Source organism: Streptomyces otsuchiensis, assembly GCF_004305975.1.
Taxonomy (GTDB): Bacteria; Actinomycetota; Actinomycetes; order Streptomycetales; family Streptomycetaceae; genus Streptomyces; species Streptomyces otsuchiensis.
On the sequence record NZ_BHZI01000087.1, the window covers coordinates 1 to 20324 of the forward strand.

The 20324-nt window shown below is 72.5% G+C and carries 14 protein-coding genes; 10 read left to right on the forward strand and 4 right to left on the reverse strand.

Features of this window, described 5'->3' with window-relative positions; translation table 11 throughout:
• A partial coding sequence (locus E0D90_RS26565) for a class III extradiol ring-cleavage dioxygenase family protein (protein WP_498072959.1) occupies positions 1-464 on the forward strand: 464 nt, incomplete at its 5' end.
• Between the two features lie 29 nt (positions 465-493).
• Here E0D90_RS26565 and E0D90_RS10725 read toward each other — a convergent pair.
• Positions 494-988: a hypothetical protein gene (locus E0D90_RS10725; protein ID WP_130797535.1), complete on the reverse strand. Its 495-nt coding sequence runs from the start codon at positions 986-988 to the stop codon at positions 494-496.
• Positions 989-1130: 142 nt separating this feature from the next.
• Between E0D90_RS10725 and miaA the strand changes: the two genes are divergently transcribed.
• From miaA to hflX, 5 genes are all read left to right on the forward strand, one after another.
• Positions 1131-2084, forward strand: coding sequence for a tRNA (adenosine(37)-N6)-dimethylallyltransferase MiaA (gene miaA, locus E0D90_RS10730; RefSeq protein WP_130797537.1), 954 nt, complete (start codon positions 1131-1133; stop codon positions 2082-2084).
• 107 nt (positions 2085-2191) lie between these two features.
• Complete coding sequence (locus E0D90_RS10735) at positions 2192-2668, forward strand: hypothetical protein (RefSeq protein ID WP_130797555.1); 477 nt, start codon at positions 2192-2194, stop codon at positions 2666-2668.
• A gap of 115 nt (positions 2669-2783) precedes the next feature.
• Positions 2784-3677 carry a diaminopimelate epimerase gene (gene dapF, locus E0D90_RS10740; protein ID WP_227870127.1) on the forward strand — a complete coding sequence of 298 codons (894 nt, stop codon included), beginning with the start codon at positions 2784-2786 and terminating at the stop codon, positions 3675-3677.
• A gap of 395 nt (positions 3678-4072) precedes the next feature.
• Positions 4073-6109: a RelA/SpoT family protein gene (locus tag E0D90_RS10745; protein WP_130797557.1), complete on the forward strand. Its 2037-nt coding sequence runs from the start codon at positions 4073-4075 to the stop codon at positions 6107-6109.
• A gap of 309 nt (positions 6110-6418) precedes the next feature.
• Positions 6419-7837 carry a GTPase HflX gene (hflX, locus tag E0D90_RS10750; protein ID WP_438827389.1) on the forward strand — a complete coding sequence of 473 codons (1419 nt, stop codon included), beginning with the start codon at positions 6419-6421 and terminating at the stop codon, positions 7835-7837.
• Positions 7838-7981: 144 nt separating this feature from the next.
• Here hflX and E0D90_RS10755 read toward each other — a convergent pair whose 3' ends face one another.
• Both E0D90_RS10755 and E0D90_RS10760 read right to left on the reverse strand, forming a co-directional pair.
• A complete protein-coding gene (locus E0D90_RS10755) occupies positions 7982-9580 on the reverse strand; it encodes an acyl-CoA carboxylase subunit beta (RefSeq protein ID WP_130797543.1) in 1599 nt (532 codons plus the stop codon).
• Positions 9581-9699: 119 nt separating this feature from the next.
• On the reverse strand, positions 9700-11487 hold the full coding sequence (locus E0D90_RS10760; RefSeq protein WP_130797545.1) for a fatty acyl-AMP ligase: 1788 nt from the start codon (positions 11485-11487) through the stop codon (positions 9700-9702).
• 801 nt (positions 11488-12288) lie between these two features.
• Between E0D90_RS10760 and E0D90_RS10765 the strand changes: the two genes are divergently transcribed.
• A complete protein-coding gene (locus E0D90_RS10765) occupies positions 12289-13545 on the forward strand; it encodes an activator-dependent family glycosyltransferase (RefSeq protein ID WP_130797547.1) in 1257 nt (418 codons plus the stop codon).
• Positions 13546-13908: 363 nt separating this feature from the next.
• Complete coding sequence (locus E0D90_RS10770) at positions 13909-15018, forward strand: DegT/DnrJ/EryC1/StrS family aminotransferase (RefSeq protein ID WP_130797549.1); 1110 nt, start codon at positions 13909-13911, stop codon at positions 15016-15018.
• A 107-nt stretch (positions 15019-15125) separates the two neighbouring features.
• Here E0D90_RS10770 and E0D90_RS10775 read toward each other — a convergent pair whose 3' ends face one another.
• Complete coding sequence (locus E0D90_RS10775) at positions 15126-16322, reverse strand: cytochrome P450 (protein ID WP_170214959.1); 1197 nt, start codon at positions 16320-16322, stop codon at positions 15126-15128.
• Between the two features lie 647 nt (positions 16323-16969).
• Between E0D90_RS10775 and E0D90_RS10780 the strand changes: the two genes are divergently transcribed.
• Positions 16970-18214 (forward strand): cytochrome P450, encoded by a 1245-nt coding sequence (locus tag E0D90_RS10780; RefSeq protein ID WP_130797551.1) that lies wholly within the window; start codon positions 16970-16972, stop codon positions 18212-18214.
• A 192-nt stretch (positions 18215-18406) separates the two neighbouring features.
• A partial coding sequence (locus E0D90_RS10785) for a type I polyketide synthase (RefSeq protein ID WP_130797553.1) occupies positions 18407-20324 on the forward strand: 1918 nt, incomplete at its 3' end.

Sequence of the window (20324 nt, forward strand, 5' to 3'; positions counted from 1 at the left end):
CGCCCTCGCCGACGCCCCCGACCTCCCTGCCGACCTCGCTGGCGATCGCCGCCTGGCTCCTCGCCGACGTGGGCTGGGACGCCGCCCCGGTGTCCGGCGTGGGGCTCCCCGCCGACCAGCCCACCGCCGACTGCCTGGCGCGCGGCCGGGAACTGGACGCCCTCGACGGCCGCACGGCGCTGCTCGTCATGGGCGACGGCTCCCACTGCCGCGGACTGCGCGCGCCGGGCTACCTGGACGAACGGGGCGCGCCGTTCGACGCAGACATCGCCGCCGCGCTGAAGGCCGCCGACCACCAAGCCCTGGCCGCCCTCGACCGTGACCTCGCAGCCGAGGTGGGAGCCGTGGGGGCCGCCCCCTGGCAGGTACTGGCGGGCGCCGCCGGGGACGGCGGCCTCGCCGGGCGGCTGCTCCACGACGAGGCGCCGTACGGCGTGGGGTACCTCGTCTCCGTCTGGTCCTGAACCGCCGGGGGCGGACGGGGCCCGTGGTGTCACGGGCGGATGGACTCACCGCTCTCGCTGTCGGCCGCCGCGTCGGCGTCGGTCTGGCGGGGGATCGCGGCGGGGTCCGTGGCCGCCGCCGTCTGCTCCGCTCCCTCGGCCTCGGTGTCCGCGTCGGCCTCGGTGCCGCCCTCGCGCCCGGTCTCGCTGGCCGGCGCGCGGTCGGCCGTCGTGGCGTCCGGAGAGTCGGTGCCCGTGGTCCGCGGCCCGTCAGCCGTGGTGTCCGTGGCCGGTGCCGGTGCCGGTGCCGGTTCGGACGCGTCGCCGTGCGACGATCCGCCGTCCGTGGTCTCCGGCACCTCACCGGGGGCCACCACCCGGCGGTCGGGCCGCTGCGCCACCTCGGGGGCCGGCGGGTCCGCCTCCGTTCCCTCCGTCGTGGCGTCCGCCCGGGGCGTGGCCGTCTCGCTGTCGGGGGAGGCGGCTGCCGATCCGTCGTCCGTCCCGGTCCGCCCGCGCCGCAGGAACCTGCTGATGACACCCATGTCGCTCTCCGTCTGGTCCGGCGGGCGGGAGCCCGCGTCCCTCCGCGCGGGTGGTCCCTCGCGGATGCCAGGGAAACGACCGAGCGACCCCCGCGTCACGTCCCTCGTTCGGGGCGGACGTGGTGTCTGGGAGACTTGCGCGGTGACCAGCTCAGCCCACGCCCCGCAGATACAGGTCGTCGCGGTGGTCGGCCCGACAGCCGCCGGAAAGTCCGACCTCGGGGTCGAACTCGCCCGCCGCCTGGGCGGTGAGGTGGTGAACGCCGACTCCATGCAGCTGTACCGGGGCATGGACATCGGCACCGCCAAGCTCACCGACGCCGAACGAGGCGGTGTGCCGCACCGGCTGCTGGACGTCTGGGACGTCCGGGAGGCCGCCAGTGTGGCCGAGTACCAGCGCCTGGCGCGGGCGGAGATCGACCGGCTGCTGGCCGAGGGCCGTACCCCGGTCCTGGTGGGCGGCTCCGGCCTCTACGTGCGAGCGGCCGTCGACCGGCTGGAGTTCCCCGGCACCGACCCCGTCGTCCGTGCCCGGCTGGAGGCCGAGCTGGAGGAGTCCGGCAGCGGTGTGCTGCACGCCCGGCTGGCCGTCGCGGACCCGGCGGCGGCCGCCGCGATCCTGCCGAGCAACGGCCGGCGGGTGGTGCGGGCGCTGGAGGTCATCGAGATCACCGGGCGCCCCTTCACCGCCCAGCTGCCCGGCCCCGGCGAGGACCAGAGTCTCTACCGCACACTGCACCTCGGGGTGGACGTCGCCCGCCCGGAACTCCACGAACGGATCGCCCGGCGGGTGCACCGGATGTGGGATGCGGGGCTTCCCGAGGAGGTGCGCACCCTGGAGAGCCTGGGCCTGCGCGAGGGACGGACGGCCTCCCGGGCACTGGGCTACCAGCAGCTGCTGGCGGCGTTCGCCGGGGACTGCACCGAGGACGAGGCCCGCGAGGAGACCATCCGAGCCACCCGCCGGTTCGCGCGGCGACAGGACGTGTGGTTCCGCCGGGACGCCCGGGTCCACTGGCTCAGCGGCGCCGTCGCCGACCGCGCCGCGCTGGCGGACCGCGCCTGGCATCTGCTCGAACGGACGGTCACATCCTGATCACGTGATGGCATCGGGACGCTCCAGGCGCCCTGGTGCGGGCCCTCCCCGTGCCATCATCGAGCGTGCCGCAGCCGTGAGGTCGTACGTTGGGAGGGCGCGTGGCGATGGAGGCCGGCCCTCGTGACAGGGACGACAGCAGCCGTGCGGGACCGATGTCCCCGGGGCGGCTCGGTCCGTTGCCGCTGCCCGACGCGGTGCATCCCTCCGATCCCGGTTCCGCGGGGCCTCCGCCCGAGGAACCCGCCGAGTCGTACGAGGAACTGCGGCCGCCGCGGCGGCTGAGACTCATTCAGCTGGCTCCCATCGTGCTCCTGAGCCTGCTCGGCGCGCTGATGTTCGCGTTCCCGCTCGCCTTCGCCTTCGGCGACGGCGGAGCGGTCGTCGCCATGCTCGGGCTGCTCATCGGCTCCAGCGCGGCGGGCTGGGGCGTACTCGCCGCACGGCGTGTCGGTTACACCTGGCCGGGGCTGCCGCCCCGTGGGTCGGGGAACCGTCCCGACTGGCGGCTGCTGGCGCTGTACGCCGTGGGGCTGCTCCTGGTGGGGATGCTCGCGCTGTGGCGTGTGGCCGGCCTGCGCTGACCTTCCCGGCTGACGGTCACCTGACCGCCTGACTGCCTGACTGCCTGACCGCGGGATGTGTGCCGCTCGGCGGCCCTGCGAGGCGCGCGCCGCTCCGGGCCGTACGATCGGGGCCGTGAGCACCGCATCCGCAGCAGGGCTGCCGTTCCTCAAGGGACACGGCACCGAGAACGACTTCGTCATCGTCCCCGACCCCGACGGCCGGCTGGATCTGCCGCCCTCGACCGTGGCGCGGCTCTGCGACCGCCGGGCGGGGATCGGCGGCGACGGACTGCTGCGGGTGGTGCGCTCGGCGGCACTTCCCGAGGGCCGCGCGCTGGCGGACGAGGCCGAGTGGTTCATGGACTACCGCAACGGCGACGGCAGCGTCGCCGAGATGTGCGGCAACGGCGTCCGCGTCTTCGCCCGCTATCTGCGCCACGCCTCACTCGTGGAGCCCGGTGAGCTGGCAGTCGGCACGCGGGCTGGTGTGCGGCGGGTGAGGACCGCGCCGGACGGCGCGCTGACGGTCGAGATGGGCCGGGCCGTGCTGCCCTCGGGCCCGGGGGACTCCGTCACCGTCACCGTCGGCCGTCGCTCCTGGCCCGCCCGCCATGTGGACATGGGCAACCCGCACGCGGTGGCGTTCGTCGACGACCTCGCCGACGCGGGCCCGCTGCTGGACGCCCCCGCCGTGGCGCCGGCGGCCGACTACCCGCACGGCACCAATGTGGAGTTCGTCGTGGACCGGGGCCCGGGACACGTGGCTCTACGGGTCCACGAGCGGGGCTCCGGCGAGACCCGCTCCTGCGGTACGGGCGCCTGCGCCGTCATGGTCGCCACGGCCCGCCGGGACGGCCTCGACCCCGCCGCCGACGGCCGGCCGGCCGGCTACACGGTGGATGTGCCCGGCGGGCGGCTGCTGATCACCGAACGCCCCGACGGCGTGGTGGAGATGACGGGCCCCGCCGTCATCGTCGCCGAGGGGACCTTCGACGCCGACTGGCTGGCGGGGGCCGGGCTCCACTGACCGCGGCAGGGAGCCGTGCCGGGTGTGCCGTTCCGTCACCCGGGCCGAGCCGCCGAAGTCCGGCCAACCGAGGGGTGCTTTCGGCCTCGCGCCGCCTCCCCGGCATCGCTCGTAAGGGTGATCCGATGTGCTCGGGGCGGCCCCGGTGCGGTGCGCCGTGCTGGGCTCGGTAGCATCAAGCACCGGCGCCACAGCGGGAGTCGGCGAGATCACCCGCGACGTTCTCCGGGGCTCCGCGAGGAGTGTTCCGTCGCGCCCCACCGTCCAGAGCCGGTCCACGACCAGGCCGCGGGAGGTGCCGAGTGAGCGCAGAGACAGCGGGAAGCAGCCACATCACAGGCCGGCGGGTGCACCGCAGAGATGTGGGGCGGCTGCGCCGCCTGGGACGCGCGGCGATGTTCGCGCCCTCCCGGGACGGACTGCCGGACGCCATCGAGCATCTGGCGCGCGCCCATCGCCGCCACCATCCGGGTGCCCCGCTCGACGGCCTCCACCGCGCCTACGCGCTGGCCGAGGCCGCCCACCGCGGCCAGACGCGGAAGAGCGGTGACCCGTACATCACCCACCCGCTCGCGGTCACCCTGATCCTCGCCCAGCTCGGTGCCGAGACCACCACGCTGATCGCCTCCCTGCTCCACGACACGGTGGAGGACACCGACGTCACCCTGGAGCAGGTGTACGAGGAGTTCGGGGCGGCCGTGGGCCACCTGGTCGACGGGGTGACCAAGCTGGAGAAGGTCGACTACGGGGCCGCCGCCGAGTCCGAGACCTTCCGCAAGATGCTGGTGGCGGCCGGCAGCGACGTACGGGTGCTGTCCATCAAGCTGGCCGACCGGGTCCACAACATGCGCACCCTCGGGGTGATGCGCCCGGAGAAGCAGGCCCGGATCGCCCGGGTCACCCGTGACGTGCTGATCCTGCTGGCCGAGCGGCTGGGCGTCCAGGCGGTCAAGACCGAGCTGGAGGACCTGGTCTTCGCCGTGCTCCACCCCGAGGAGCACGCGCGGGCCACCGCCCTCATCGCCGAGCACGACCGGTTCCCGGACCCGCTGGCACCCGTCGCCGCGTCGGTGGCGGAGACGCTGCGGGAGGCCGGGATCGCCGCGGACGTGCGCGTACGCCCCCGGCACGTCCTGTCGGTCCACCGGTCCGGTGTGCGACGGGGCGGTCTCGGGCCGTGCGACTTCGGGCGGATCCTGATCGTCGTCGACGAGGACGCGGACTGCTACGCGGCCCTGGGTGAACTGCACACCTGCTTCGCGCCGGTCGTCTCCGAGTTCAAGGACTTCATCGCGGCGCCCAAGTTCAACCTGTACCAGTCGCTGCACACGGCGGTCGTCGACCGTCAGGGCCGGGTGGCGGAGGTGCTGGTGCGCTCGGAGCGGATGCACCGGGTCGCCGAGACCGGAGTGATCGCCCTCGGGGACCCGCACCGGCCCGCCGAGCAGGGCGCGGCCGAGGAGGGCGAGCGGGCCGACCCGACCCGTCCCGGCTGGCTGTCCCGGCTGCTGGAGTGGCAGCGTCAGGCACCCGACCCCGACACCTTCTGGGCCGAGCTGCGTGACGAGCTCGCGCAGGACCGGGAGATCACCGTCTTCGCCGAGCACGCGGGGGCGGGACCGCTGCATCTGCCGTCGGGCGCGACCTGCGTCGACGCCGCGTACGCCCGGCACGGTCAGGACGCCCACGACTGCGTGGGCGCACGCGTCAACGGCCGGCTGGTGACGCTGGGCACCGCGCTGCGCGACGGGGACACCGTCCATCTGCTGCTCGCCCCCGCGGACTCCTCCGGGCCGGCCCCCGAATGGCTGGAGCAGGCGCGCACCCCGGCGGCCCGCATCCCGATCCGCCGGTGGCTGGAGCGCCGCTCCGAGCGGGGGAGCGCGGGCCCGGGAACGACCGGCGCCGCTACGGACACGGGACGGCGGCCGCAGCCACCGGCCGCCCGGCGTCCGGAGCCGGAGCACGCGGCCGTGGTGGTCGGCGACTCCGGCGCGCAGATCCGGCTGGCCCGCTGCTGCACGCCGATCCCCCCGGACGAGGCCACGGGCTTCGCGGTGCGCGGCGGCGCCGTCACCGTGCACCGGGCGGGCTGCCCGGTCGCCACCGGAATGGCCGAGGCGGGCCGGACGCCCGTCGCGGTGGGCTGGCGCACCGCCCGGGCGGGCTGCCGGGTGACCGTGCGAGCCGAGGCGCTGGGCCGCCCCCATCTGATGGCGGACCTCACCGACGCCCTGGCGAGCCACGGCGCCGCCGTGCTGCACGCGGAGGTCGAACCGCCCCGGGAGCGCCGGGTGCGTCACACCTACACGCTGCAGCTGCCGGACGCCAGCGGGCTTCCGCGGCTGCTGCGGGCGATGCGCGGCGTGCCCGGCGTGTACGACGTGGGCCGCGCGCTGCTGCCGGCCGCCACCGGGGTGCGCGCCGGCTGACCGGGCGGGCGCCGGAGCGGTCTCCCGGGCCGGCCACGAGCGCACCTCACAGGGGCGGGAGCGTCCCGGGGCCGCCGTGCGGCAAACCGCGTGACGGCCGCCCGGTGCCGTGCCACCATGGACCTCAGCGGCCGCGCGCGGGAATCCCGCGCCCCGGATACGCGTTGTCACTGTGGCGACGTCTCCGCCACGGCGCCCCGTCCGGTGGCGCCCCGCGGCCGTCTCTCCGATGAAAGGACTCCATTGACCTTCTCTTCACTCCCTCAGGAAGACCAGCCCCGCACCACGAACCGCCGGGCCGACGCCCTGATGGATGAGGACGTCTCCTGGAGCACGCTGGACGCGGAACGCGACGGCGACCAGTTCGACCGCGAGGAGCGCGCGGCGCTCCGCCGGGTCGCCGGGCTCTCCACCGAGCTGGAGGACGTCACCGAGGTCGAGTACCGCCAGCTGCGGCTGGAGCGCGTGGTGCTCGTCGGTGTCTGGACCTCCGGGACCGCGGCCGACGCGGAGAACTCACTCGCTGAACTCGCCGCTCTCGCCGAGACCGCCGGCGCGCAGGTGCTGGACGGTGTCATCCAGCGGCGGGACAAGCCCGACGCCGCCACCTACATCGGCTCCGGCAAGGCGAAGGAGCTGCGGGACATCGTCGTCGAGAACGGCGCGGACACGGTCGTCTGTGACGGTGAGCTGAGCCCCGGCCAGCTGATCCATCTGGAGGACGTCGTCAAGATCAAGGTGGTGGACCGCACCGCTCTGATCCTCGACATCTTCGCGCAGCACGCCAAGTCCCGTGAGGGCAAGGCGCAGGTGGCGCTGGCCCAGATGCAGTACATGATGCCCCGGCTCCGCGGCTGGGGTCAGTCCCTGTCGCGTCAGATGGGCGGCGGTGGCTCCGGCTCCTCCGGGGGCGGGATGGCGACGCGTGGTCCCGGTGAGACCAAGATCGAGACCGACCGGCGCCGCATCCGCGAGAAGATGGCGAAGCTGCGCCGCGAGATCGCCGAGATGAAGACCGGCCGTGACGTCAAGCGCCAGGAGCGCCGTCGTAACAAGGTGCCCTCGGTGGCGATCGCCGGGTACACCAACGCCGGTAAATCCTCGCTGCTCAACCGGCTGACCGGTGCCGGAGTCCTGGTGGAGAACGCGCTGTTCGCCACGCTGGACCCGACGGTCCGCCGGGCGGAGACGCCCAGCGGCCGGCTCTACACCCTCGTGGACACCGTCGGGTTCGTCCGGCATCTGCCCCACCACCTGGTGGAGGCGTTCCGCTCCACGATGGAGGAGGTCGCGGACGCGGACCTGATCCTGCACGTGGTCGACGGCTCCCATCCCTTCCCGGAAGAGCAGCTGGCCGCGGTCCGTGAGGTGATCCGGGACGTCGGCGCCGAGTCGGTGCCGGAGATCGTGGTGATCAACAAGGCGGACGCGGCGGACGAGCTGGTGCTGCAGCGTCTGGTGCGAGCCGAGAGCCGCTCGATGGTGGTCTCCGCGCACAGCGGCGCCGGCATGGAGGAGCTGCTGGCCCGCGTCGACGTCGAGCTGCCGCGACCGGCCGTCGAGCTGGAGGTCGTGGTGCCGTACACGGCCGGAGCGCTGGTCTCCCGGGTGCACACCGAGGGCGAGGTGCTGAGCGAGGAGCACACCTCGGAGGGGACGTTGCTGCGGGCCCGGGTGCACGAGGAGCTGGCGGCGGAGCTCCGCGGCGCGGCGCCGTCCGCGGTCTGAGACCGTTCGGGCCGGGCGGCCGGACTCCGGAGTCATGTGGAGGCCGGCCGCCGCCGCACGCCTCGCAGCGAACGGACAGGCCCTGGACCGGCATGAGCCGCGGTAGGGGCCTCCGTCAGGAGTTTCCCGCCACGGCCAGCGGCGTCACAGCGGGATGTTGCCGTGTTTGCGTTCGGGGCGGGTCTGCCGCTTGTTGCGCAGGCTCGCCAGCGCCTTGGCGACCTCGACGCGGGTGCGGGACGGCTGGATGACCATGTCGACGTAGCCGTGCGCGGCGGCCTCGTAGGGGTTGCCGAACCGGCGGCGGTAGTCGTCGGTGAGCTGGTCCTGGAGTGCCGCGCGGTCCTCGGGCGGGGCGGCCGCCAGTTCGCGGCGGTGCAGGAAGGGCACGGCGCTTCTGGCGCCCATCACGGCGATCTCGGCGGTGGGCCAGGCCATCACCCGGTCGGCGCCGATCTGCCGGGAACCCATCACCGCGTACCCGCCGCCGTACGCCTTGCGGGTGATGACCGTGATCTTGGGGACGGTGGCCTCGGCGTAGGCGTAGAAGAGTTTGATGCCGCGACGGATGATGCCCTGGTGCTCCTGCCCGACGCCGGGCAGGTAGCCCGGAACGTCCATGAAGGTGAGGACGGGAATGCTGAAGGCATCGCAGAAGCGGATGAAGCGGGCGGCCTTCTCGGAGGCGTCGATGTCCAGCACGCCGGCGAGGTGGCTGGGCTGGCTGGCGACGACGGCGACCGAGTGCCCCTCGACGCGGCCCAGCGCACAGATGATGTTGCGGGCGAACTCCGGGTGGATCTCGAGGTAGTCGCCGTCGTCGAGGACCGCGGTGAGCACGTCGGCCATGTCGTAGACCTGCTGCTCGCCGTTGGGGATGACGGTGTCGAGGGCCAGGTCCTCCTCGGTGACGCCGGGATCGCTGGAGTGGTGGTAGACCGGGGCGTCGTCCAGGTTGTTGGACGGCAGGTAGCCGAGGAGGGTCTGCACCCAGGAGATGGCGTCCTGCTCGTCGTCGCCGACGTAGTGGGCGTTGCCGGAGACCTCGGCGTGGACGGCGGGGCCGCCGAGTTGCTCGGCGGTCACCTTCTCGCCCATGACGGCGGAGACGACCTCGGGCCCGGTGACGAACATGTAGGAGGTGTCCTTGACCATGACCGTGAAATCGGTGATGGCCGGCGAGTACACCGAACCGCCCGCGCAGGGGCCCATGATGAGCGATATCTGCGGGATCACACCGGAGGAGTGAACGTTGCGGACGCCCAGTTCGGTGTAGTACGCGATGGACATCACTCCCTCCTGGATGCGGGCGCCGCCGGAGTCGTTGATGCCGATGACGGGGCAGCCGATGCTCATGGCGAAGTCGTAGACCTTCAGGACCTTGTTGCCGAAGGCCTCGCCCATGCTGCCGCCGAGGGTGGTGAAGTCGTGGGAGAAGACGCACACCTGGCGTCCGTCGATGGTGCCGTGGCCGGTCACCACCCCGTCGCCGTAGGGGCGGGGAATGCCCTCCTCGATGGTCCGGTGGCGCACGAACTCGTCGAGTTCGACGAAGGAGCCGGGGTCGAGCAGCAGGTCGATGCGCTCGCGGGCGGTGAGCTTCCCCTTGAGGTGCTGCCGGTCCGCGGCCTTCTTCTCGGCGAGGACGACCGCCTCCTCGTGCCGTGCGGCGAGGTCGGCGATGCGGTCCGCCGTGGACGTGGGCGACTCCTCGACCGGTGAGACAGGCTCCTGGAGCGACATACCAGCCCTACCTTCCATGCACGACAACCCTGCCCCCGATCCTCCTGGAATCAGGCGAACCGCATCACCCCTAATCGGCGGCCCGCGCCCCTATTGGCAGGAGACCGACCGCCACTCCGTCACCGGACCGGCGACGGAGCGGCGAGGTCGGTCAGTTCGCCCTCCTCGTACAGCGCGCGGCAGGCGCGCCGCTGCACTTTGCCGCTGGAGGTCTTCGGTATCGAGCCCCTGCGGACGATCAGGATGCTGTCGACCGTCAGGTGGTGGTGGTCGCGGACCGCGCGGACCACCCGTTCACGCAGGCTCTCTGTGCCGTGGGCGCGCACCGTCCGGCCGTCGGCCTCGACGACGACCACGAGGCGTTCCTTCTGGTCGCGTTCGACGGCGAACGCGGCGGCGCAGTTGGGGTGCAGGCCGTCCGTGGACTTCTCCGCGGACAGTTCGATGTCCTGGGGGTAGTAGTTGCGGCCCTGGTGGATGATCAGGTCCTTGAAGCGGCCGACGACGTGCAGTTCACCGGCGTGCAGAAAGCCCAGATCCCCGGTGCGCAGGAAGGGCCGCCCGTCCTCGGGGCGTCCGTCGGCGTCCTTGATCCGTGCGCGGAAGGTCTCCTCGCTCGCTTCCGGGCGTCCCTTGTACTCCGCCGCCACGCAGGGTCCGTTGACCCAGATCTCGCCGATGACGTCCGGCGGGCAGCCGCGCGAGCTGCCGGGATCGACGATCCGCACCTCGGTGCCCGGGACGGTGCGGCCGCTGCTGGTGACCGGGACGGCGCCGGGGGTCCGCGCGTCGACGATCTCCGCGCGGCCTCCTCTCAGGCCCGTTGCGGACAGCCACACGGCGGTCGGTTCGCGGTCCTGGTCGCTGCCGGTGACCTTGAGGGTGTTCTCGGCGAGACCGTAGCCCGGGCACATGGCTTCGGGCCGGAAGCCGTGCGGGGCGAACGCCTCGGTGAACTCCCTGATCGCGGCCCAGCGCACGGGTTCGGCGCCGTTGCCCGCCACCCGCCACGAGGAGAGGTCACCGACCCGGCCGGCCTTCCCCTCCGCCGCGACCCGCGCACACATCTCGTAGGCGAAGCTGGGCGCGGCGGCGTGGGTGCCGCGGAACCGGGCGATCGCCTCCAGCCAGCGGGCGGGCCGGCGGATGAAGGCGCCGGGCGACATCAGATACGAGGGGATACCGGCCCACAGCGGCATGACGACGCCGAACAGCATGCCCATGTCGTGGAAGAGAGGCAGCCAGCTGACCACGGTGCCATCGGGCGCGCACGGCCACAGGGCGTCGGTCTCCGCGACGTTGGCGAGGAAGTTGGCGTGGGTGACGACGACACCCTTGGGGTCGCCGGTGGAGCCCGATGTGTACTGGAGGAGGGCCACGTCATCGAGACCGGGGGCGGGACCCGGCACTGCCGAATCCAGCACGTCGCCCTCGGCGGCGGCGGGTTCGGCCGTGTCGAGGACCGTGATGCCCAGCAGCGCCTCCAGGTCCCCGAACCGGTCCTCCAGTTCGCGCCTGATCAAGGTCTCGGTGAGCACGGTCGTGGCGCCGGCGTCCCGCGCGATGCGGCGGATGCGCTCCAGGTCCCTGAGCTGGCGCGGCGTCTGGACGGGCGCCGCGGCCACCTTGGACGCCATGCACCCCAGGAGGGTGCGGACGAACTCCAGCCCCGAGGGATACATGAGCACGGCGCTCTGCCCGCTCATGCCCCGGGCGGCGAACCACCGGGCCCTGACGTCCACCGCGGTGGCGAGTTCCCCGTAGGTCAGGGACTCCCGGGGGTCCTCACCGTCGTCCAGGAAGACATAGGCGGTGTCGTCGGGCTGCCGCTCACCGCGCAGGCGCGCCAGTTCGGGCAGTGTCAGCGTCTCGTTGCCCGAGCGGACGTCGTCGAGAACAGTGGCCATGGGTCAGGTCTCCTAGGTGTCCTTGTGCCGAAATCCGCCGGACGTGCCGGAGTTGCGTGAGGCACCTCTGCCGCACGGGCCGCGACACGGCTGCGCCGCGACACGGCCGCGCTGCGGCACGGCCGGGCGAGCCGGGAACGAAAGGGGGAGTGGTGACGACGGAATCCGGGAGCGAAGTCCGCCGGAGCTTCGGCGCGCACCCGTACTTCCACGTCCGCCGCGACGGTTGCCGGGGAGGGACCGTGACGAGCGATTGTGGCGCCGGAGAAATGACGGGGCGTCTGCCTCATCCTGTGACGGCGCAATTCCCCCTCGCCGGCGATCGCGCATCGCTTCCGCCCAGGATTATCCGGTCGGTCGGTTCACATCATTGTGAGCGTGAATGGTGGAAGAAATCGGAGGCGTGAATTTCTGTTAACCGAGTCCACGCCAAGAACGGCCGGGGCGCCGGCACGCCGGCGTCCTGCGGCAAGAGAATGCCAGAAGCATACGTCCACCGCCTCTCCGTACCTTTCGCGATCACCCCTAAGTTGAATTGCGCGGCCCCTACACGCCAGGCCGGAACGCCGGAATGCTTCGGCGGTGGTCCAGCCGGCGGGCGCCCTGGAGGCCGCGGCCCGGGCGGCCGTGCCACGAGCAGTCGTGGCGTGGGCGAGGTCGGACACTGGGGTGGCGCCGGCCAGGTGTAGGGGAGGTAGGGGTTGTTCCCTGCTCACGGCGCTCCATAGGTTCTCAGGGCGAACCGAGCATAAGGAACGAGTCCGAACTGTTTCCGTCGGCGGGCCCGCCTGGAGGACGACAATGCGCATACTCTTCGTCGCGCACGCGGAGAAGACGCACTTTTTCAGCATGGTGCCGCTGGCCTGGGCCCTGCGTACAGCAGGTCACGAGGTCCGGATCGCCACCCAGCCGGAGATGGCGGAGGCCGTCACCGAGGCGGGGCTCACGGCGGTTCCGCTGGGGTCCGACCACCGCTGGAAGCAGGTCATGGAGGCCAACCAGGACGAGGGCTGGCCGGCCCGCGTCGCCGAGGCGGTGACACATTCGGCGGAGCTGGGGCACGACGAACTCCTGCGGTTCTTCGACGAGACCACCACGCGGTACTTCCGCACCATCAACAACGACGAGTTCCTCGACGCGCTGGTCGACTACTCCCGGTGGTGGAAGCCCGACCTGATCGTGTGGGAGCAGTTCACCTGGGCCGGCGCCGTCGCCGCCCAGGTCACCGGCGCCGCACACGCCCGCATGCTGTGGGGGGCGGACGTCGTCACCCGCTCCCGCAACGACTTCCTGGCCCATCTCGCCGAGCGACCCGAGGACCAGCGGGTGGACCCGCTGAGGGACTGGCTCACCGAGGCCCTCGACCGGCACGGCGCCACGTACGACGAGACCGTGGCCAACGGGCAGTGGACGATCGACCCCAGCCCGCCCAGCCATCTGATCGACAACGGTCTGCAAGTGGTCAGCGTGCGCTACGTGCCCTACAACGGGCCGTCCGAGCTCGAAGAGTGGCTGACCGCCGAGCCCGCCAAGCCCCGCGTCGCCGTGACCGCCGGTATCTCGGTCCGTGGCTACTTCGGATTCGACATGTTCGGCATCGGCGTCCTGCAGGCTTTCGCCGGGCTCGACATCGAGCTGATCGCCACGCTGCGGCCGGGCCCCGGAGAGTCGGTGGACATGGCGCCGGAGAACGCCACCGTCGTGGACTTCGTGCCCATGCACGCCCTGCTGCCCTCCTGCTCGGCCGTCATCCACATCGGCGGCGCGGGTGTGCAGTCCACCGCCGCCTACTACGGCGTCCCCCAGATCATCCTGCCGGGCCTCTGGGACACGCTGGTCCGCGGCGACCTCCTGGAGCAGTCCGGCGCGGGCATCTCGGTGCCGGTCGACCAGCTCACCCCCGAGCGTGTCCGTGACAGCCTGGTCCGGCTGCTGGAGGATCCGGCGTTCCGCGAGGGAGCCGCCGCGCTCCGCAAGGACGTACTCTCCGCGCCCTCACCCAACGAGGTCGTACCGGTCCTCGAGGAGCTCACCGCCCGCCACAGGACCACCGGCTGAGGAGGCGGGGCGGCTTCGCCGTCGCCCGTCCTCAACCCCCGTCTCCGGCACCGGTGTCCGCCGCGTCCCCGCACGTGGCGCGGCGGCACCGGTCCGCCGCGTACCGGTCACCGGCCCCGGTTCCCGTACCGCCACGCCGGCCGCCGCGGTTCCCGGCCGGTCTCCGGGGAACGCGCGACCGCCTCACTCGCGGCCCCCGCCGTGCAGCCCGAACGCGGCGCCCCGGCGCACCACACGACAGCCAGCTCCGCTGCCTTTACATCCGTCCGCACGTCCCTGGCCGGCGGACACCCGGCCGGGGACGGCGATCCTCGCCACCCCTGAGGCGGACGGCCGGACCGAACCGGAAGAAAGAGAACGGTCATGACCACGCGCGTATGGGACTACCTCGCCGAGTACGAGGCGGAGCGTGAGGACATCCTCGACGCCGTCGACCAGGTGTTCCGCTCCGGACAACTGATACTCGGTCCCTCCGTCAGCGGCTTCGAGGAGGAGTTCGCCGCCTACCACGGGCTGGCGCACGGCGTGGGCGTCGACAACGGCACCAACGCCCTCGTTCTCGCGCTGCGCGCACTGGGCGTCGGGCCGGGGGACGAGGTGATCACCGTCTCCAACACCGCCGCGCCCACCGTCATCGCCATCGACCAGGTCGGCGCCACCGCCGTCTTCGTCGACGTGCGTGAGAGCGACTACCTGATGGACACCGCCCAGGTCGAGGCCGCGATCACCCCGCGCACCCGCTGCCTGCTGCCCGTCCACCTCTACGGGCAGTGCGCCGACCTGCGCGCGCTGGAGGAGATCGCCGCCCGGCACGACCTGGTGATCCTGGAGGACTGCGCCCAGGCGCACGGTGCCCGGCAGGACGGACGGCTGGCCGGCACCACCGGCAGGGCCGCCGCGTTCTCCTTCTACCCCACGAAGGTCCTCGGCGCCTACGGCGACGCGGGGGCGGTGGTCACCGGCGACGCCGACGTCGACGCCGCGGTGCGCAGCCTCCGTTACTACGGCATGGACGAGGAACGCAACGTCGTCCGGATCCCCGCCTACAACGCGCGCCTCGACGAGGTGCACGCGGAGATCCTGCGCCGCAAGCTGCGGCGGCTCGACGGGTACCTCGCGGCACGCCGCCGGATCGCGGCCCGCTACGCCGAGGCGCTGGCCGGCACCGACCTGGTCCTGCCCGCCGTGACACCCGGCAACGACCACGTCTACTACGTCTACGTGGTACGGCACCCCCGGCGCGACGCGATCATCGAGGCCCTCCAGGCCCACGGCATCCACCTGAGCGTCAGTTACCGCCGGCCGGTGCACACCATGGACGGTTTCGCCCACCTGGCGCGGGAGGAGCGCCCGCTGCCGGTCACCGAGGCGCTGGCGGACGAGATCTTCTCCCTGCCGATGTACCCCTCGCTCTCCGAGGAGCAGCAGGACAAGGTGATCGCGGCCCTGCACGAGGTGCTGCGCACCCTCTGACCCGGGCACCGCCCGTGCGGGCCGCAACCCTCTGCGCGCCCATCACCCGCCGTGTGGGCGGGAGATGGGCGCGCAGAGGGTTACGGGTGCTCAGCGGGGCTCGCGGCTCAGCGGGTGAGCCGCAGCGGAAGCTCCAGCAGCCCGTGCAGGTTGAAGTGACTGTTGATCGGGAGATCCTCGCGAAGCAGCTCGATCTTCGAATACCGCTCCAGTAGCTTCGAGAACACGGTGGCCGCCTCCAGGCGCCCCAGCACCGCGCCCAGGCAGAAGTGCGGACCGGCGCTGAACGCCAGCGTCTTCGGTTCGGTGCGGGCCAGATCCAGGCGGTCGGGGTCGGGATAACGTTCGGGGTCGCGGCCGGCGGCGTCCAGGAACCCGATCACATGGGAACCCGGCTGGATGGTCTTGCCGCCGAACTCCATCTCCGCGGTGGCGATCCGGCTGGAGAGGGTCACCGGCGGGTCGAACCGAGCCAGTTCGTCCACGGCCGTCCCCATCAGCCCCGGGTCCGCCCGCAGTGCCTCCAGCGCGTCGGGCTGCCGCAGCAGGGCGAGCATGCCGTTGCCGACCAGGTTGACCGTCGTCTCGTGACCCGCGTTGAAGATGAGGAGGATGTTGGCGACGACCTCCTCCTCGGTGAGCTGCTCGTTGTCCTCCGCCGTCATCAGCACCGACAGCAGGTCGTTGTCCGGGTCGGCGTCACGCCGGGAGGCCATCAGCTCCAGCAGGTACGCGCGGAACTCGGGCTCCGCCTTGTTCATGGCGATGCGCCTGCGGGGCGTCACATCGGGGTCCAGGATGTACCCGACCTTGTCGGTCCAGTCGCGGCACCGTGCGCGGTCCTCGACCGGAATCCCCAGCAGCTCCCCGACCACCGCGACGGGCATCGGCAGTGCCAGGTCCCGGATCAGGTCGACCTCGCCCTCGCCCATGCTGTCGAGCAGATCGTCCACGATCTCCCCGATACGCGGCCGCAGACGGTCGATGTAGCGCGGCGTGAACACCCGCGCGATCAGCTTCCGCAGCCGACGGTGCTCGGCCCCGTCCTGCAGCAGCAGCCACTTGCTGACGCTGCGCATGGCCGGGCAGGTCGGCCCGCCCCGGCTCATCGCCCAGCCCGGATCCTTGGGGAAGGCGCTGGAGGAGTGCGGGGAGCGCAGCAGCGCCTCGACATCGTCGTACCGGGTGAGCAGCCAGTAACCCGGTGAGATCTCGTGCACCGGGTCGGCCTCGCGCAGTCGCTTGTAATAGGCGAACCGGTCGGCGGCAAGGGCGGGATCGTTCGGGTCGTAGAGAACGCTCATGCCGTCCATCCCTCTACGTCGGTGGTTGCCGTGGCTGCGGGGCGGGAGGTCCGCGTCCCCGGTCTCCTCCCGGAGCCCAAGGCCGACGCGGACACGGACGTCGGCTCCGGAGCGGTCATGCCGCCACCCTTATTCCGCACAGCCGGTGTCTGGCCCACAGGCTATGGGGGCCGCCGAGAGGCAGAGAACCCCTAAAGTTCCGCGTCCAGGTCCCGGCACCGAGTTCGCGGGACGACCGGGCCGGGCGCAACCGCCCCGCCCGGAGTGGGCGTTGGTGCTCGCCGGATCGTCGGGCCCACCGTGCGGGAACTGCCGGACGCTCACCGGCCACCCGGCGGCGCGCCCGACGGCTTGCCGCGTCAGCTGCCGCGGCCCCACGCCGGAGGACGACGCGGAACGCGATGAGATCCCGCGGCTCCGCCGTCGACCAACCGCGTGACGGACAGGCGGTGTCGACGGTGGGCGGGACCAGCGACCCGACGGCGGACGCGCTCACGGCGGGCGCGCCCCGCCGGTGCGCCGGGCCCTGCCGGACCTCTGCCGCCGGCCCCACGCCGCACGCCGGTTAGGGGTTGAGGCTAGGGGGAGCCCGCTCGTACTGTGACGGCCGGTGCAGACGGGCTGCTCGAACGCGCGGGGGTGAGGGCATGTCAGAGCTCGAGGCGGAGCGCAGGGCTCACTACCAGGCGACCGTGGTGCAGGGAGCCCTGCGCACCGCGGCCGCGGACGGCGACCCGTACGCCTCGATCCTGCTGGTTCCGGACGATCCCTATCCGTTCTACGAGCAGGTACGAGAGCGGGGGACGCTCCACCGCAGCGCGGTCGGGGTCTGGACGACCACCAGCCACCGCGTGGCGAACCAGATCCTGCGGGACCGGCGCTTCGGCGTCCGTACCCCGGAGGGGGAGAAACCTCCCGAGTTCATGCCGTTCGACAACTCGATGCTCGGACTGGACCCGCCCGACCACACCCGGCTGCGCAAGCTCGCCACACCCTCGCTGAACCCGCGCCGGCTCGCCCACTGGCAGCCGCACGTCGAGCGGTTCACCGACGAGCTGATCGACGAGATGCTGGCGGGCCGCGGCCAGGTCAACTTCATGCGTGCCTTCGCCCAGCAGCTCCCGCTGCGGGTGATCGGCGACCTGGTCGGCATCCCGCCCGAGCACCGCAAGGTGTTCTTCCGGCTCAGCCGCCGCATGGCCTACCTGCTCGACGGCGTGGCCACCGTCCCGGCCGCGCGGGGCGTGGTGTCGGCCATGGCGGAGATGACGGTGCTGTTCCAGGAGATCATCGCCGAGCGGCGGGCCGACCCGCGCGAGGACCTGATCAGCGATCTGCTCCCGGCGGTCGAGGACGGCCGGATGACCATGGACGAGATGGTCCCGCTGTGCATGTTCCTGCCGCTGGCCGGTACCGAGACCACCGTCAACCTGATCGGCAACGGGCTGCTGGCCCTCCTCGAACACCCCGAGCAGTGGGACATGCTGATCGCCGACCCGTCGCTGGCGCCCGCAGTCGTCCGCGAGACCCTGCGCTACGACCCCTCCGTCCAGCAGTACCGCCGGATCGCCCACACCGACCTTGAGCTGGAGGGTGAGTCGATCGCCGCCGGTGAGGAGGTGGCGATCTGCGCGGGCGGGGCCAACCGGGACCCGGAGGTCTATCCCGAGCCCGGGAGGTTCGACATCACGCGCGACCCGGGACCGGAGAACCTGGCCTTCTCAGCGGGCATCCACTTCTGCCTCGGCGCCGCGCTGGCCCGGATGGAGGCGGAGATCGCCCTGGCCGCCCTCGCCACCCGGCTGCCCGGGATCCGCCGGGCCGGACCGGTGCGCAGACGCGGTTCCTTCATCGTCCGCGGAATGCTCCAGTTCCCCGTCGACCTGCGCTGAGTGGCTGCGGCGGCCGAGGCGCCGCGGTCGCCCGAGATAAGGGGCGGCCTCCTCACCCCATAGGGGTTGTCCGCCTTCGTGACGCCTCCATAGCGTGCGGACGCGGATGTGCGGATGTGCTGGTTACGGCACCCGCGGCATGGCGGCTCCGGGTGGACCGTGGCCGAGCGGGAGCCTGGGAGGCACTGGCAGATGGCAGAGGACGAGACGCTCCGGGACTACCTCAAGCTGGTCACGATCGATCTGCGCAGGACGAAGCAGAAGCTGCGTGACCGTGAGGCCGCCGACCAGGAGCCGATCGCGATCATCGGCATGAGCTGCCGCTACCCGGGCGACGTCCACACGCCCGAGGAGCTGTGGCAGTTGGTGGCCGGGGAACGCGACGCGATCTCCGGATTCCCCGAGGACCGGGGCTGGGACCTGGCCCGCCTCTTCGACGGCGACCCGGAGGCCGAGGGCCACAGCTCCGCCCGCCAGGGCGGATTCGTCCACGACGCCACCGAGTTCGACGCCGACTTCTTCGGCGTCTCCCCCCGCGAGGCGCTGGCGATGGACCCCCAGCAGCGACTGCTGCTCCGGGCGGCCTGGGAGGCGTTCGAGCACGCCGGCATCGACCCCCAGTCGGTCCGCGGCACCCGCACCGGAGTCTTCGCGGGCGGCAACGACCAGGGCTATCTGCGGCTGCTGGCCAACGAACCCAGTTCCGTGGGCCACCAGCTGACCGGCGGTGCGACCGCCGTGATCTCCGGCCGCGTCGCCTACACCCTCGGCCTGGAGGGGCCCGCGGTGACCCTGGACACGGCGTGCTCGTCGTCCCTGGTCGCCCTCCACCTGGCCTGCCGGTCGCTGCGCAGCGGCGAGAGCACCCTCGCCCTGGCCGGTGGCGTCACCGTCATGGCCACCCCCGGCGTCTTCACCGAGTTCACCCGGCAGCGCGGGCTGGCCGCGGACGGCCGCTGCAAGTCCTTCTCGGTGGACGCCGACGGCACCGGCTGGTCGGAGGGCGTCGGCGTCCTGCTGGTCGAGCGGCTGTCCGACGCTGTGCGCAACGGCCACGAGGTGCTCGCGGTGGTACGCGGCAGCGCGGTCAACCAGGACGGCGCGTCCAACGGCCTCACCGCCCCCAACGGGCCGTCCCAGCAGCGCGTCATCCTCCAGGCGCTCGCTGACGCCCGCCTCTCCGCGTCCGACGTGGACGTGGTCGAGGCCCACGGCACGGGCACCCGACTGGGTGACCCGATCGAGGCGCAGGCGCTGCTCGCGGCCTACGGCCAGGACCGGCCCGAGGGACGCCCACTGCTCCTCGGCTCGGTCAAGTCCAACATCGGGCACGCGCAGGCCGCGGCGGGTGTCGCCGGCGTCATCAAGATGGTGCAGGCACTCCGCCACGAGCAGCTGCCCCGGACCCTGCACCTCGACGAGCCGTCCGCGCAGGTGGACTGGTCGGCGGGCGCCGTGGAACTGCTGACCGAGGGGCGGAGCTGGTCCCGGGGCGAGCGGCCGCGCCGGGCGGGCGTGTCCTCGTTCGGGGTGAGCGGCACCAACGGCCACATCATCCTCGAGGAAGCACCCGACACGAGCGCCGACCAGCCGGCGACCGAGGCCGGGGCGGGCACCGGGACCGGATGGTCGGCGTGGCCGCTGTCCGGCCGCTCCGCCGACGCGCTGCGCCGCCAGGCCGAGCGGCTGCTGCCGGTCGCAGCCCAGGCCGACCCGGCCGACATCAGTGCCTCGTTGGCGACGGGGCGGGCGGCGCTGGAGCACCGGGCGGTCGTGCTCGGTGACACCCGGGAGGAGCTGCTGGCGGGGCTGCGGGCGCTGGCCGAGGGCGAGGACGTGCCGTCGGTGGTGCGCGACAAGGTCGCGCAGGGCGGCCTGGCGTTGTTGTTCTCGGGGCAGGGTTCGCAGCGGTTGGGTATGGGCCGGGAGTTGTACGGGGCGTTCCCGGTCTTTGCGGATGCTTTTGATGCGGTGTGTGCGCGGGTGGAGTTGGAGCTGCCGTTGCGTGGGGTGGTGTTCGGTGATGATGCGGGGTTGTTGGAGCGGACGGTGTTCGCTCAGGCGGGGTTGTTCGCGTTGGAGGTGGCGCTGTTCCGGTTGGTGGAGTCGT

Coding starts and splice junctions, on each gene's coding strand:
- hflX (WP_438827389.1), top strand. CDS start 6,419: ATGGATGAGGACGTCTCCTGGAGCACGCTGGACGCGGAACGCGACGGC.
- E0D90_RS10765 (WP_130797547.1), top strand. CDS start 12,289: ATGCGCATACTCTTCGTCGCGCACGCGGAGAAGACGCACTTTTTCAGC.
- E0D90_RS10735 (WP_130797555.1), top strand. CDS start 2,192: ATGGAGGCCGGCCCTCGTGACAGGGACGACAGCAGCCGTGCGGGACCG.
- E0D90_RS10745 (WP_130797557.1), top strand. CDS start 4,073: ATGTTCGCGCCCTCCCGGGACGGACTGCCGGACGCCATCGAGCATCTG.
- E0D90_RS10775 (WP_170214959.1), bottom strand. CDS start 16,322: ATGAGCGTTCTCTACGACCCGAACGATCCCGCCCTTGCCGCCGACCGG.
- E0D90_RS10755 (WP_130797543.1), bottom strand. CDS start 9,580: ATGTCGCTCCAGGAGCCTGTCTCACCGGTCGAGGAGTCGCCCACGTCC.
- E0D90_RS10725 (WP_130797535.1), bottom strand. CDS start 988: ATGGGTGTCATCAGCAGGTTCCTGCGGCGCGGGCGGACCGGGACGGAC.
- E0D90_RS10770 (WP_130797549.1), top strand. CDS start 13,909: ATGACCACGCGCGTATGGGACTACCTCGCCGAGTACGAGGCGGAGCGT.
- E0D90_RS10760 (WP_130797545.1), bottom strand. CDS start 11,487: ATGGCCACTGTTCTCGACGACGTCCGCTCGGGCAACGAGACGCTGACA.
- E0D90_RS10780 (WP_130797551.1), top strand. CDS start 16,970: ATGTCAGAGCTCGAGGCGGAGCGCAGGGCTCACTACCAGGCGACCGTG.